Origin of the sequence: Streptomyces sp. NK08204, assembly GCF_020400585.1 — a bacterium.
In the GTDB taxonomy this organism is placed as follows: domain Bacteria; phylum Actinomycetota; class Actinomycetes; order Streptomycetales; family Streptomycetaceae; genus Streptomyces.
This window is the reverse complement of sequence record NZ_JAINVF010000016.1, coordinates 91,330-104,971: the sequence shown is the minus strand read 5'-3', so window position 1 is coordinate 104,971 and position 13,642 is coordinate 91,330. Positions and strand designations below refer to the sequence as shown.

General features: G+C 71.0%; 13 protein-coding genes and 1 pseudogene. 2 read left to right on the top strand and 12 right to left on the bottom strand.

Translation table 11 applies throughout. The annotated features are described in order from the left end of the window. Nucleotides 1–34: 34 nt before the first annotated feature. The 10 genes from K7G59_RS23235 to K7G59_RS23190 all read right to left on the bottom strand — a co-directional run bounded on the left by K7G59_RS23235 (nt 35) and on the right by K7G59_RS23190 (nt 9,213). Nucleotides 35–790, bottom strand: coding sequence for a response regulator transcription factor (locus K7G59_RS23235; RefSeq protein ID WP_225837265.1), 756 nt, complete (start codon nt 788–790; stop codon nt 35–37). Nucleotides 791–812: 22 nt separating this feature from the next. Continuing rightward, the gene (locus K7G59_RS23230; RefSeq protein ID WP_225837261.1) at nt 813–2,009 is read right to left on the bottom strand and encodes a histidine kinase; all 1,197 of its coding nucleotides are present in this window, start codon (nt 2,007–2,009) and stop codon (nt 813–815) included. Between the two features lie 287 nt (nt 2,010–2,296). Then, on the bottom strand, nt 2,297–3,184 hold the full coding sequence (locus K7G59_RS23225; protein ID WP_225837345.1) for a DUF5936 domain-containing protein: 888 nt from the start codon (nt 3,182–3,184) through the stop codon (nt 2,297–2,299). A 28-nt stretch (nt 3,185–3,212) separates the two neighbouring features. Beyond that, on the bottom strand, nt 3,213–4,157 hold the full coding sequence (locus K7G59_RS23220; RefSeq protein ID WP_225837259.1) for a type II secretion system F family protein: 945 nt from the start codon (nt 4,155–4,157) through the stop codon (nt 3,213–3,215). Nucleotides 4,158–4,168: 11 nt separating this feature from the next. After that, entirely contained in the window at nt 4,169–5,506 is a 1,338-nt protein-coding gene (locus K7G59_RS23215; protein WP_225837257.1) for a CpaF family protein, read from the bottom strand. A 17-nt stretch (nt 5,507–5,523) separates the two neighbouring features. Beyond that, entirely contained in the window at nt 5,524–5,874 is a 351-nt protein-coding gene (locus tag K7G59_RS23210; protein ID WP_225837255.1) for a TadE/TadG family type IV pilus assembly protein, read from the bottom strand. Between the two features lies 1 nt (nt 5,875). After that, on the bottom strand, nt 5,876–6,262 hold the full coding sequence (locus K7G59_RS23205) for a TadE/TadG family type IV pilus assembly protein (RefSeq protein WP_225837253.1): 387 nt from the start codon (nt 6,260–6,262) through the stop codon (nt 5,876–5,878). A 7-nt stretch (nt 6,263–6,269) separates the two neighbouring features. Next, nucleotides 6,270–7,505: an AAA family ATPase gene (locus K7G59_RS23200; RefSeq protein WP_225837251.1), complete on the bottom strand. Its 1,236-nt coding sequence runs from the start codon at nt 7,503–7,505 to the stop codon at nt 6,270–6,272. Between the two features lie 13 nt (nt 7,506–7,518). Beyond that, complete coding sequence (gene cpaB, locus K7G59_RS23195) at nt 7,519–8,226, bottom strand: Flp pilus assembly protein CpaB (protein ID WP_225837249.1); 708 nt, start codon at nt 8,224–8,226, stop codon at nt 7,519–7,521. 63 nt (nt 8,227–8,289) lie between these two features. After that, nucleotides 8,290–9,213, bottom strand: coding sequence for a hypothetical protein (locus K7G59_RS23190; protein ID WP_263976670.1), 924 nt, complete (start codon nt 9,211–9,213; stop codon nt 8,290–8,292). Between the two features lie 331 nt (nt 9,214–9,544). Between K7G59_RS23190 and K7G59_RS23185 the strand changes: the two genes are divergently transcribed. Further along, complete coding sequence (locus K7G59_RS23185) at nt 9,545–11,269, top strand: glycoside hydrolase family 18 protein (RefSeq protein ID WP_308295079.1); 1,725 nt, start codon at nt 9,545–9,547, stop codon at nt 11,267–11,269. A 105-nt stretch (nt 11,270–11,374) separates the two neighbouring features. Here K7G59_RS23185 and K7G59_RS23180 read toward each other — a convergent pair whose 3' ends face one another. Both K7G59_RS23180 and K7G59_RS23175 read right to left on the bottom strand, forming a co-directional pair. After that, nucleotides 11,375–11,905 (bottom strand): hypothetical protein, encoded by a 531-nt coding sequence (locus tag K7G59_RS23180; protein WP_225837245.1) that lies wholly within the window; start codon nt 11,903–11,905, stop codon nt 11,375–11,377. Between the two features lie 37 nt (nt 11,906–11,942). Continuing rightward, a pseudogene (locus tag K7G59_RS23175) lies at nt 11,943–12,053 on the bottom strand (RidA family protein); the annotation flags it as partial. 274 nt (nt 12,054–12,327) lie between these two features. Here K7G59_RS23175 and K7G59_RS23170 point away from each other — a divergent pair. Beyond that, nucleotides 12,328–13,593 carry an amino acid deaminase gene (locus K7G59_RS23170; protein ID WP_225837244.1) on the top strand — a complete coding sequence of 422 codons (1,266 nt, stop codon included), beginning with the start codon at nt 12,328–12,330 and terminating at the stop codon, nt 13,591–13,593. The last annotated feature ends 49 nt before the right edge of the window (nt 13,594–13,642 follow it).

Genomic DNA, 13,642 nt, shown 5'->3' with positions numbered 1-13,642 from the left:
GGGTCCCAGGACCCAATCGCGGACCCAGGTCATCTCAGGCCACCCCCAGCCACTTGGCCGTCGCCTGGGATCTGGTGGTGGTGTGGAGCTTGGCGAAGATGCGGTTGATGTGGTTCTTGACGGTCTTCTCGCTGATGAAACACACGGCGGCGATCTGCTGGTTGGTCATGCCGGACGCGATGAGGTCCATGATCTCCGCCTCTCTGGTGCTCAGTTGGAACGCCGACCGGAACGACTTTCCCACACTGGATTGCACCTGCGAAAGCTCTTCGGGCGCACTTTCCCTTACAGGAACAGGACGTTCCGCAGCTTCGTGTGCATTCGCACTCTCACGCAGCTCGACCAGTAACGCCCGTGCCGCGCCCGGCGTCACATGAGGCCGCCCCTCCCGTACGTCCCGTACCGCCCTCACCAGCTGCTCCGTCGTGAACTCACCGTGGACCAGGTATCCCCCGGCGCCCAGGCGCAATGCCTCCCGCACGGTCTGCGTCTCATGGCTGTACGTGAGCATCATGACCGGAGCCAGCCGCACCAGGTGCGGCAACGCCGAGATTCCGTCGACGCCCGGCATGCGGACGTCGAGCAGGATGACGTCCGGCCGGTGCCTGAGCGCCGCCTCGTAGGCCTGCCGGCCGTCCGCCGCCTCCGCCACCACCGTGGTGTCCTCATGGCCCGAGAGGAGGGCCGTGAGGCCCGCCCGGACCACGGGGTTGTCGTCGGCCACCAGCACCCGCAGAGGCGCCGGCGCGGTGGGGGGCGGGAAGGCCCGCCAGGGGTGCCTGTGCTCCATCTTGTGACTCCTCTCCGCCCTTTCACATTTCCTGGAGTGCGGTCAGGGGAAGTTCCACGCGAACCTCCGTGCCCCGTTCATGGCCGCCTCGCCCGACCCTGATGCGGGCGCCCGCCTGTGCGGCCCGTTCCACCATGCCGAGCAGGCCGAAATGGCCGGAGCGGCGCAGGTGTTCCAGGGTGGTGTCGGGCGGGAGGCCGCATCCGTCGTCGTGGATGCTGAGGCGCAGCAGCTCGCCGCGGACTCCCCCGCGCACCTCGACGCGGGTCGCCGACGCATGCCGGTGGGCGTTCTCCAGCGCCTCCGCGGCGATGGAGAGGAGGTGGCGGGCCAATGGGGCGGGCACGGCTGGGGTGCTGCCGGCCGCCGGGCCGTCGTAGGTCACCACAAGGCCGGTACGGCTGCTGACATCCTCGATCAGCAGGGCGAGTTGGCGCCACATGTCCATCGGCCGGCCCTCGGCCGTGGGCGGGTCCCGGCGCAGCTCCGTCAGCAGGTGCCGTGACTCCGCCGCCGCCCGGCGTGCCGAGCGGGAGACCAGTTCCGCCTGTTCCCGGATGCGAGCCGGGTCAGGGGCGGCGGCGGAGGCCGTCGCCGCCAGGCCGTCCGCCGCGAGGGCCACGCCGTACAGGGTCTTGGCCAGCGAGTCGTGCATCTCGCGTGCCAGCCGGGCCCGTTCCGCGCTCACCGCCTCCGTCGCCGCAAGCCGGGCCCGCACCGTCGTCAGGGCCTCGGTCGCCGCGCCGAAACGGAGCATCAGGTTGCGCAGGGTGGAGCCCATGGCCCCGGCGATGACGCACAGGCCGGGCAGGAGCAGGGACTCGGCCACGCCCGTTCGGCGGTCGTCCTTCAGCGTGGCGTGGACCAGGAGCAGGATCAGGGACTGCAGGGAGGCGAAGCAGGCAGCGCCGCGCCAGCTGTAGACCAGGCCGGCCAGCAGCGGGGTGCACACGCTGACGTAGGCGAGGGTGGTGTCCGGACCCGCCGAGACGAGGAGGAGGGAGCCGAAGAGGGTGTCGGCGGCGAGGAGGCTGGGGTGGCGCAGGAGGAGGGGGCCGAAGCGTTCCCAGTCGCGGAAGAGGACGTACGACACCATGAAGGTGACGACGACGGCCGCTCCGACCAGGCGGGTGCCCATGCCGGGGGCCGCGTTGAGCAGGGCGGCGGGGGCGGCCAGGGCGATCATGGCGAGCCGGAAGCCGAAGACCTGCCGGCACATGGCCTGCAGGGCACGGACCTGGATCTTCTCCGAGGGCCGGTTCCGGGCCGGTTCCGAGGGCCGGGCCTCTTCAGTCGGCCGGAACTCGGACTCCTCCGTCGGCCGTAACCAGGCCTGTCCCGACGGCAGGGGCTCCTCAGTCGGCCGGCACCGGGCCTGTTCCGGCTGCCGGGGCTCCTCAGTCGGCCGGAACCGCCTCCACCGCGCCGACCGGAACCACGCCCCCTCCCTCGCCGACCGTCTCCAGCCGCCCCGCCGGAACACAGCCCCCACCGCCACCCCGCCCCTCACTTCCCCGTGAGCGAGCCGAAGTCCACGCCCGAGCCCAGGAGCAGTCCCGCGGCCAGGAGGAGCATGGTCGCCGGGACCATGAAGGTGGTGATCATCAGCGTGGCCTTGGGGACTGCGCGGGCGGCCTTGCGGCGGGCGTTCTGGGCGTCGGTGCGACGCATGTCCTTGGCCAGGGCGACGAGGGTGTCGACGATGGGTGCGCCCAGTTCCTCCCCTTGCTGCAAGGCCGTGACGAACATGGCGACCTGCTCGGAGTCGTTCCTGCGCCGCAGTTCCGCGAAGGCCTGGCGGCGGCTCATGCCGAGGTCCATCTGGCGCAGTGTGATGCGGAGTTCGTCGGCCCACGGGCCCTCGTACCGCGAGGCCACCCGGTCCATGGCCTGCCGGAAGCCGAGGCCCGCGCTCACCACCACGGCGAGCACGTCCAGGAAGTCGGGCAGGGTCCGCTCGATCACGTCCTTGCGGATCCGGATCGCCGACCAGATGCCCACCTCCGTCCAGAACGCGCCGAAGAGCAGGAGCAGCAGGGCGACGAACCACTGGCCGCGGAGGAGGAAGACCAGGAAGCCGACGGCCCCCAGCGCCCCGTAGACCGCGCGGCGGGCCGCGTAGCGGTCGATGGTCAGGCCGCCGGGGTTGCCCGCGAGGTCGATCTTGCGGCGGTACCTGGCGACCAGGCGGGGCCCCATCAGGCGCAGGACGGCGGGGGCGTAGCGCATGCCCAGGCGGTCGACGACGGAGCCGACCGCGCCGGTGCGGGTGGCCCCGACCTCCAGGGCGACGGCGAGGTCGCCGGGGAGCTTGGCGTCCGCGCGGTACATGCGGATGCCCGCGAAGATGCCCCAGACGCTCGCGCCCGCCGTCAGGGCCAGGAGGAGTCCCAGGAGTCCGTGTGCCATCGGGCCGTCCCCCTCAGACATCGATCCGGCTCAGGCGCCGGATGAGGACGAAGCCGACGGCGTACAGGGCGAACGCGATGGTCACGCAGGCCTGGCCGATCGGTGAGCCGGTCATGCGGTCCAGGGCGCCGTCCTTGACGGCGTTCATCAGGAACAGGGCGCCGACGCCGAGCACGGGGACGGCGTACGAGGTCATGGTCACCTGGGAGAGCTGGGTGCGGATCTCGCGACGGGTCTCCTTGCGCTCCTCCAGCGTCTCGGTGAGGTTCCGCAGGGCGGAGACGACCTGGCCGCCCGCGCGGTTGGACAGGACCAGGGTGGTGACCAGGACGACGAGTTCCCGGGACGGCAGCCGGTCGGCGAGTTCGCCGAGCGCGTCGTCCATGGAGTGGCCGATCGCCAGCTGGTCGGCGACCTTGGCGAGTTCCTGGCCCGCCGGGGCCTCCAGCTCCTCGGCGGCCATGCCGATCGCGGTGCGCAGGGCGAGGCCCGCCTGGGTGGCGTTGGCCAGGATGCGGGCCAGTTCGGGGAGTTGGTTGATGAAGCGCTCGATGCGTTTCTGGCGCTGCCAGTTGAGGAACTGAAGGGCTGCCCAGATGCCCAGGAGGCCTGCCAGGGGGCCGAAGAAGGGCGCCAGAGTCGCCTGGCCGATCAGCCACAGTGCGGCGACGGTGGCGAGCATGCCGGCGAAGAACTCGCCCGGGGTGACGTCCAGGCCGGTGGCCGCCAGCCGCAGCTCCAGCTTCCGGCCCAGCGTCGTACGGCGCAGCCGCCGGTCCAGGTTGCGGAAGCGACGCCGGCGGCCGGTGGCCTGTGGCTGCCCGGTGTGCGAGAGGCGGTCGATCAGCACCGCCCGCTGGGCCCGGCCCGCGGCGTAGCTGTGCACGCCGGCGACGGCCAGGACGCAGGTCAGCAGGGCGACGCCGGTGGTCAGCTGGACGAGGGTGTGGAGTTCCATGGTCCTTGGTCCTACCTGGCTTCTCGGGTGGCGAGCTGGTCCGCGGAGCGGGCGACTCCGAAGGCCTGCGGGATGGGCTGGCTCGCCATGTAGAGGCGGTCGGCGGTGCGGCGCGGCAGCGGGAAGTACTCGAAGGTGCCGTACACCCGGCCGTCGGGGGTCATGGGCTGGGCGTGGAAGCGGACCGCGGTGGCCAGCCGGTACGGCTCCCCGCCGTGGCTGTCGAGCAGCGCGATCTCGGTGATGCGGCGGGCACCGTCGGCGAACCGGGTGAGCTGCACGATGACGTCCACGGCGCTGTTGATCTGGTCGTGCAGGGCGACGAAGGGGACCTCCACGTCGGACATGGAGGCGAGGGTCTGCAGGCGGGTGAGGGCGTCCTCGGCGCTGTTGGCGTGCACGGTGGCGAGGGAGCCGTCGTGGCCCGTGGACATCGCCTGCAGCATGTCGAGGGACTCCCCGCCGCGCACCTCGCCGACGACGATCCGGTCGGGCCGCATGCGCAGCGAGTTGCGCACCAGGTCCCGGATGGTGACCTCGCCCTTGCCCTCGACGTTGGGTGGCCGTGACTCCAGCCGGACGACGTGCGTCTGCTGGAGCTGGAGTTCGGCGGAGTCCTCGATGGTGATGATGCGTTCGTGCGGCGGGATCAGCCCGGACAGGGCGTTCAGCAAGGTCGTCTTTCCGGTGCCGGTGGCGCCCGAGACGATGATGTTGAACTTCGCCTGCACCAGGCCCGCCAGCAGGAACGTCATGTGCTCGTCGAGCGAGCCGAAGCCGATCAGCTCCTGGAGCGTGAAGGAGCGCGGGAAGCGGCGGATGGTGAGCGTGGGGCCGGTCAGCGACAGCGGCGGGATGATGACGTTGACGCGCTCGCCGGACGGCAGCCGGGCGTCGACCATCGGGTTGGACTCGTCCACCCGGCGGTTGACCGTCGACACGATCCGCTCGATGGTCTGCATCAGCTGGTCCGCGGACACGAAGCGCAGCGGTAACTGCTCGACCCGGCCGCCGCGCTCGACGAAGATCGCGTCGGGTCCGTTCACCATGATCTCGGTGATCGACGCGTCTTCGAGCAGTGGCTCCAGGATGCCGAGGCCGAGCGCCTCGTCCACCACCCGGCGGATCAGCTGCGAGCGCTCCACGGTCGACAGCACCGGGCCCTCACGGCTGATGATGTGCCCGAGCACCCGTTCGAGCCGGGCCCGGCGCTCGGCGGCGGCCAGCGCGCTCATCTCCGCGAGGTCGATCTCCTCCAGCAGCTTGGCCCGGTAGGCGGCGACCAGGTGACCGTCCTCGCCCCGACTGCCGTGCTCCTCGGGAGTGTTGATGCGTGCCCGCAGGCTCATCGGTTCGTTCTCCTCGGTCAGTCGTCGCGGGACATGGGCATGGTGGCGGTCTTGCGGGCATCGCCGAATCCCCAGAGGATCTTGGGGATGGTGACGCTGGCGGTGACGGTGACCGAGTCGCCGCCCCGTTCGGCGAAGCAGTTCACCTTGAGACTGGCCGCCTGGTCACACGCCTCCTGTGCCCCCTTCCCCAAGGAGGCCGCCCGCGCTCCCGCCCGAGCCGCCGTACCGGCCTGCTCGGCCGCGTAGGCGACCGCCCCGATCTGGATGCCGGCGAGCCCCACGATCAGCAGGACGGGGAGGAACCCGAGGTACTCGATGGCGACTTGCCCGCTGTCACGTCTGCGTCGTCTGCGCCCGTACGGCATCTCAGCGCTCCACCTCCTCCTCCACGGCACCGGCTTTGCCGTGCACCCGGGCGGGGAAGTCGATCAGTCCGGGAAAGAGGACCGGCACGTGCAGCGTGACCTCGGCCGTCACATAGCCGCTTCCACCACAGTGCACCTCGGCACTCCCCCTCCATGCCGCCGACAGGTGCTTCAGCCCCGCCGCCCTGCACGCGGCCTCACGCGCACCCCCCGACTCCACCACTGTGCCCGCCCGCACCGCCTCGTCCGCAGCGTTCCCCGCGAGCGTGAAGGTGTACCCCACCAACACGGCCTGCCACATCAGCACCAGGGTCAGAACGATCAGCGGGGTCATCCCGAGGAACTCGATGGTGACCTGCCCCCGGTCGTCCCCTCGCAGGCGTCTCATCGGCTCGTCACTCCTTCCGCCGCCGGAAACCGACCGAACTGCGTGTCCCACCCCGGTGCGAGGGCCCCTCGGCCGCCTTCGCCAGCCCCAGCTCGCCCGCGAGCCCCCACAGCGCCTGCTTCACCGTGCTCCTGCTGTCGAGTTCGTGCAGGCGTCCGGCGTCGACGACGCCCTGGAGTTCCTTGAAGGCGGCGGGGACGGCCGTGCGTGCCAGGGCCGTGCCGGTGATGCGCTGGATGAGGGCGGGCTGGATCTCCGTACCGCGCGTGTGGCGGTTGACGACGAGGGTCGTCTCCTCGGCCTTGCGGACCTGCAGCCGGTCCCACATGCGCACGGTCCGCTTGGCGGCGCGTACGGCGATCACGTCGGGGGTGGCCACCAGCAGGGCGGTGTCGGCCGTCTCCACGGCCGCGGCGCCGGCGCCCCCGAGCTGGGCGCCGCAGTCCACCACGACCACCTCGTAGCGGGAGCGCAGGGCGCTGACGATCTGGCGGGCGGCGCGGTCGGTGACCTCCTCGCCGCGTTCGCCCTCGGCGGGTGCGAGGAGCAGGGCCAGGCCGGTGTCGTGGCGGAAGACGGCGTCGGCGAGGACGCGTGGGGAGATGTCGGTGATGGCGGCGAGGTCGACGACCGAGCGACGGAACTGGACGTCCAGGTAGGAGGCGATGTCACCGGTCTGCAGGTCGAGGTCGACCAGGGCGGTGGACCGGCCGGAGGTCTGGGCGGCGAGCGCGAGCTGGATCGCCACCAGGGTCGCGCCGACCCCGCCCTTGGCCCCGCTGACCGTGACGACGGTACCGCCGGCGCCGCTGAACACATCGGCGCCGTGGCCGAGATGACGTCGTACGCCGGTCGACCACTGGGCGACGGCCTGTACCCGGACGGCGAGTTCGTCGTACGAGAGGGGGAGCGCGACCAGGCCGCGGGCGCCGGAGTCCATGGCGGCGGCGAACAGGCCGGGGCTCGCGTCGGTGGTGACGAGGATCACGCCGACGGCCGGGAAGCGCAGGGCGACCTCGCGGATCAGCTCCAGCGCAGGGATGGGCCCGATGCGTTCGTGGACGACGACGACCTCGGGCAGCTCGTCGACCGACGTGGCGGCGAGGCGGGCGAGGCTGTCGACCAGCTGGGTGGAATCACCGACGGGCGGCTGCGGTTCGGCGTCGGGGAGCTGGCTGAGCAGGGTGACGAGGGAGCGTACGGCGTCCGGGTCCGCGCCGGCCGGGAGGATCCTGGTGGGCATGCTCGGCCGCCTCTCACTTGTCCGTCGTGAGTTCGTAGGTGCGGTCCTTGTCGGGGACGCTGGTCTGACTGCCGGGGGCCACCAGGGCGAGCCGGACCCGCTGGGCGAAGGATTCGGCGTAGGTGATGCGCTGGGCGTCGAGGGTGGACAGCGCGAAGGTGATGGGGACGGCCTCGGTGGGCTGCTGCTGGTTCTTGCTGCTGTCGGGGTCGAGGGCGGTGATCCGGCCGACGTCGAGGACGCGGGCGTTGGTCACGATGATCTTCGACTGGTCGGGGTCGCCGTCCTTCTGTCCCTCGAAGGTGGCGTAGACGTTGACCCGCGAGCCGGGGGTGATCTTGCCGGCGACACCGGTGGCCGCGTCGATCATGATGGCGACCTCTTGCTGTCCTGGCTGGAGCGCGGGCTGGTCGACGATCATGTCGGTCTGGAGCAGGGAGCCCCGACGCAGGGTGGTCACGGCGATCTTGCCCTGGATCTGACGGAGATCGGTCACGGCGTTGCCGGAAAGCCACCGCCTGGGCATCTTGATCTTCTGGAACTGGCCGGTGTCCAGGGCGGTGTACGGCTGCACGTCGGACCTGACGCGGTAGGCGGTGACCTCGTGGCCGACCTTGGACTGCACGTTGTCGATGACGGAGAGCACGCCGGCGAACGCGCCGAGAGCACACAGGACCGACAGGATCAGGAGTATGACGCCGCGGCGCTGACGGGAGTTCATGAACCGTGCAACCTCATGGGGGAATCGGTCGAGCGGGATGTGAGCGAGTGTTCTCGGCGCCGGTCAGGCGGGCGTGCGCTGCTCCGGGGGGCGTTGTTCCGGGGGGCGTTGTTCCAGGGCGCGGCGGCCCGAGGAACTTTGCTCCAGGGCCCGTCGGCCGGGAGCGCGCTGCTCCAGGGCGCGGGCCGCGGGTGGTTCGTGGGCGGGCGGCGGGGTGGCGGAGCAGAAGACGCAGCGGTCGCCGATGACGTCGATGCCGCACCAGTGGCACGTGCTCTGCCGCACGGAGGTGACGAGCTGGTAGAGCACCGGCAGATCGGCGAGGTAGCTGCAGAACTCGACCGCGCGGCCGGTCCCCCACCACAGCGGGGACTCGGCGGGCAGCGGCGCCTCGCGCAGCCCCTGCACGCCCCACTCCTTGGCCAGCCCGGCGAGCCAGTCGGTCTGCAGCTGCCCCTTCGCGACGAGCATCCAGGTGCTGAAGTCGGGACCCTTGAGCGTGGCGGCGCCGGGTGCTATCCGCACGAGCTGCGGCTCGGGGTGGGCGAGCACGGCGAACTGGCTGCCGGGCAGCCAGGACTTGGCGTGTGCCTTGAGGCCGACGGGAACGCGGTCCAGCCGGGCGACCGAGCCGAGGACGGCACCGGCGTGGATGTAGTGGGTGAGCAGCCGTCCGGCGGAGGCCAGCACGCCCGGGGTCAGGTCGCAGGAGGCGAGCTGGCGCAGCTGCCGTGCCAGGACGGCGATGCCGAGGGGCGGCAGTCCGGGGCGGAAGACGGCGACCCGGTCGCTCTCCAGCAGCGAGCGCAGGGTGTGCAGGCGCCGTACGACGGGCTCCGGGGTGGCCTGCGAGCACACGACGACCACGTACCCGTGCTGCTCGATGACGCCCTGGAGTTCGGTCAGCGTGTGCTCCAGCGGCCGTCGGTCGAGGTCGGCCAGCACGACGGCGGGCATGGTTCGTTCGTCCTGCGGCGGCAGTGCCATGTCGGCACTGGTCACGGCAATGGCAGTTGGCACGCGCAGCACTCCGCTCTTCACACCCGCCGGGCTCACCGGAGTCACTCCCGTGCGCCGGACGACTTCAGTGCGTGACTATGTGAGCACTGTATCCACGGCCGAATGACCGGAGAACAGCGTTTGTGCAGCCAGCGTGGAACTCACAGCGCACAAGTCGCTTCAAAACAGGACAGGTTGAGCGCCGACTCGCGAGCCGTTCCGGTCTGGACCTCTTGACAGCGCGATTGGTCTGGACCAACTTGTACGCAACGGTGGCCACCGTCTCCCCTCCCCCTCAACTCCCCCACCGGAGGCGCCAATGGACCGCGCATCAGGCATGCCCAGACGCAGAGGACGGATCGCCACCCGGACCGCCACCTGGTCCGCCGTCACCGCCCTCGCCCTGTCCTTGGCGGGCCTGGCCGCCGTCCCCGCGTCCGCGGCGGACGTCAACAACGTCAAGAACGCCGGCTTCGAGTCCGGCCTCACCGGCTGGACCTGCACGGCGAACAGCGGCACGACGGTCTCCTCACCGGTGCACGGCGGCTCTTCGGCCCTGAAGGCAGCCCCGGCCGGCCAGGACGACGCCCGGTGCACCCAGACGGTGGCGGTCGAGCCCGGCTCGACGTACACGCTGAGCGCCTGGGTGCGGGGCGGCTACTCCTTCCTGGGCGTGACCGGCACCGGCACCACCGATGTCTCCGCCTGGACCCCCGACACCACGGCCTGGACGCAGCTCTCGACCACCTTCACCACGGGTGCGTCCACTACCTCGGTCACCGTCTACACCCATGGCTGGTACGGCCAGTCCGCCTACTACGCCGACGACATCTCGGTCTACGGCCCCGACGGCGGCGGTGGCGGCGACCCCGCCCCCACGGTCCCGGCCGCCCCGGCGGGCCTCACGGTCTCCGGTACGACGTCCTCGTCGGCCTCCCTGTCCTGGAACGCGGTAACGGGCGCGACGGGTTACAACGTCTACCAGAACGGCACGAAGGTGACGGCGGTGACGGGCGCGTCGGCCACGATCACGGGCCTCGCCGCGTCCACGTCGTACAGCTTCCAGGTCACCGCGACCAACGCGGCGGGCGAGTCGGCGAAATCGGCGACGGTGACGGCCACGACGACGTCCGGCGGCGGAGGCGGCGGAGGCGGTGCGCTGCCCAGGCACGCGGTGACGGGCTACTGGCAGAACTTCAACAACGGCGCGACGGTCCAGAAGATCTCCGACGTCCCGTCCGCGTACGACATCATCGCCGTCGCCTTTGCGGACGCCACCTCGACCCCGGGCGCGGTGGGCTTCACCCTGGACTCCGCCGGTCTCGGCGGCTACACGGCCGACCAGTTCAAGGCGGACATCAAGGCCAAGCAGGCCGCCGGCAAGAAGGTGATCATCTCGATCGGCGGCCAGAACGGCACCGTGTCGGTCAACGACTCGGCGTCGGCGGCGAACTTCGCGAACTCGGTGTACGCGTTGATGCAGACGTACGGCTTCGACGGTGTCGACATCGATCTGGAGAACGGCCTCAACGCGACGTACATGACCCAGGCCCTGCGCGCGCTGTCGGCGAAGGCGGGCTCGTCCCTGATCATCACGATGGCCCCGCAGACGCTCGACATGCAGTCGACGTCCAGCGCGTACTTCCAGACCGCGCTGAACGTGAAGGACATCCTGACGGTCGTCAACACCCAGTACTACAACAGTGGTTCCATGCTGGGCTGCGACGGCAAGGTCTACGGCCAGGGCTCCGTGGACTTCCTGACCGCCCTGGCCTGCATCCAGCTGGAGGGCGGGCTGTCACCCTCCCAGGTAGGCCTGGGCCTTCCGGCCTCGACCAGCGGCGCGGGCAGCGGCTACGTCTCCCCCACGGTCGTCGACAACGCCCTGGACTGCCTGACGGCGGGGACGAACTGCGGCTCCTTCAAGCCGTCCAGGACCTACCCCGACCTGCGGGGCGCGATGGCCTGGTCGACCAACTGGGACGCGTCCTCGGGCAACGCCTGGTCGAACGCGGTGGGCGCCCACGTACACGCCCTGCCGTGACGCCACGGCCGTTCAGCCCGCTCGCAGGGGAACGGGCCTCGACCGGTACAGGGGCGCGGTGTCGCAGCTGCTCAAGAACGCCCACCGTAGGTCCCGGGCGACCGGCTAGGCCTCCTCGAAGTACGCGTCGAGGACCTCGTCCAGCTGGGACTCCCACTCCTTGAAGCCGGCCCTGGCCGTCGCCTCGATCTCGATCGGGTACCAGCGGCGGTCAGGGGTGTGGACGGTGATCGTGAAGCGTTTGCCGAAGCGCGGGGACTCCGTCTCGACCGCCGCGATCTCGTCCCAGCGGAACTCGCACGCCTCCTCGTCCAGGCTGAGGCGGACGCCCTTGTGGTCGGCGACGATCCTGGCGCGGCGGTCGGACGCCTCGAAGACGGGACCGTCACCTGCCGCGTCCTGCGGTGCGTCGTCCGCGTCGGTGACCGTCTCCTCCTGCGCCACCGGCTTCTCCACCGGCGCCGCCTCCGTCGTCCCCGCCTCCGCGGTCTCCGGCTCTGGCCCCCGCTTCGCGTCCTCCGGGGCCGGTGCCGGGGCGGGGCCCGTGAGTCCCGGGATGAACGCCGGGTCGAAACCGGCGCCCGTGACGGGCTCCCCCTTCAGGGGCTTGCTGCTCGATCCTATGCGCTGCTCCACGGCGGCAGTATGGACGACTTTCCTGTGCCGGAACCAGTCAGCCGAGAACCGCGAGCGCGTCGATCTCGATGAGATGCCCGGCAAAGAGGCCGGCGTAGACGGTCGTCCGGGCGACGGACGGCTCGGTCAGGCCCTGTTCGTCGCAGTAGCGGCTGTTGGGAGAACTTCGCCGGCGGGGCGGTGTGGGTCTTCGGGATGAGCGCGGACTTCTCACTCTTCTGGCCTTCTATGCCTTCTCCCTCTTCTCGCTCTTCTGACTCTTCTCGGGCTTCTCGGGCTTCTCGCTCTTCTGGCTCTTCTGGCTCTTCTCGGGCTTCTCGCCCATTCGGGCGTGCCGGTACCGGCGAGATGCTAGACACCAGTAAGCACCAGATGAAATGGCTGTTGCAGGTAGTGCAACGGCAACAGCAGAGAGGGGCTCCATGAGCACCGAAGCGCTCGCCCGCCTGGCCGAGGAACGCATCGACCACCGCTTCAAGGGCCTGCCGCCGGACGCCGACGGACTGACCGTCGCGGAGCTGACCGCCCAGCGCCGCAACCTCTTCACCGGCGGCTTCACCACCCCGGTCCTCGCCCTGTCCGCCGAGCGCCTGGAGCACAACCTGGCGCTCATGGAGACGTACACCGCCCGGCACGGTCTCGCCTTCGCCCCGCACGGCAAGACCTCGATGGCCCCCCAGCTCTTCCAGCGCCAGATCGAGCACGGCGCCTGGGGCATCACCCTCGCGGTGCCGCACCAGGTGCGGGTGGCGCGGGCCTTCGGGGTACGGCGGATCTTCCTCGCCAACGAGCTGGTGGACGCCCCCGCCCTGCGCTGGATCGCCGCCGAACTCGCCGCCGACCCGGAGTTCGCCTTCGTCTGCTACGTCGACTCCGTGCGCGGTGTGGAGCTGATGGACGCGGCCCTGCGCGGCGCCGCACGGCCGGTGGACGTCGTCGTGGAGCTGGCCGCCGGCGACGAAGCCCGTACCGGTGTGCGCACGGAGGCGGACGCGCGGGCGGTCGCGGACGCGGTGGCCGGTACGCGGGCGCTGCGGCTGGTGGGCGTGGCGGGGTACGAGGCCCAGGTACCCGGTGCCGGCCCGGAGCGGGTCCGTGAGTGGCTGGGGCGGCTGGTCGCGCTCGCCGTCGAGTTCGACAAGGCGGGACGGTTCGCCGGGGCCGAGGAGATCGTGGTGAGTGCCGGCGGCAGCGAGTGGTTCGACGCGGTCGCCGACGTCTTCGCCGTGATCCCCGGCATGACGCTGCCGGTCCTGAAGTTGCTGCGCTCGGGTGCGTACGTCTCGCACGACGACGTGCACTACCGCCGGCTCACCCCGTTCAACCGGGTCCCCGAGGAAGGTGCCCTGGAGCCGGCGTTCCGGCTGTGGACCCAGGTCGTCTCCCGTCCGTCCGGCGGCCAGGCCTTCGTCAACGCGGGCAAGCGGGACGCCCCTTACGACCTCGACCTGCCCGTGCCCCACGTGGTCCGCCGCAACGGCGGCGAACACCCGGCACTCGGTATCGAGGTGACCGCCCTGTCCGACCAGCACCTGTGGCTGCGCACCGCCCCGGAGGCGGACGTCGAGGTCGGCGACTGGGTCGGCTTCGGCCTGTCCCATCCGTGCACGACCTTCGAGAAGTGGCAGCTGATCCCGGTGGCCGAGACGGACGGGACGGTCGTCGACTACATCCGCACCTACTTCTAGCGCGCACCCGCTTCCAGCGCCTGCCGGCAGCTCGTACTCCTGGGGAGCC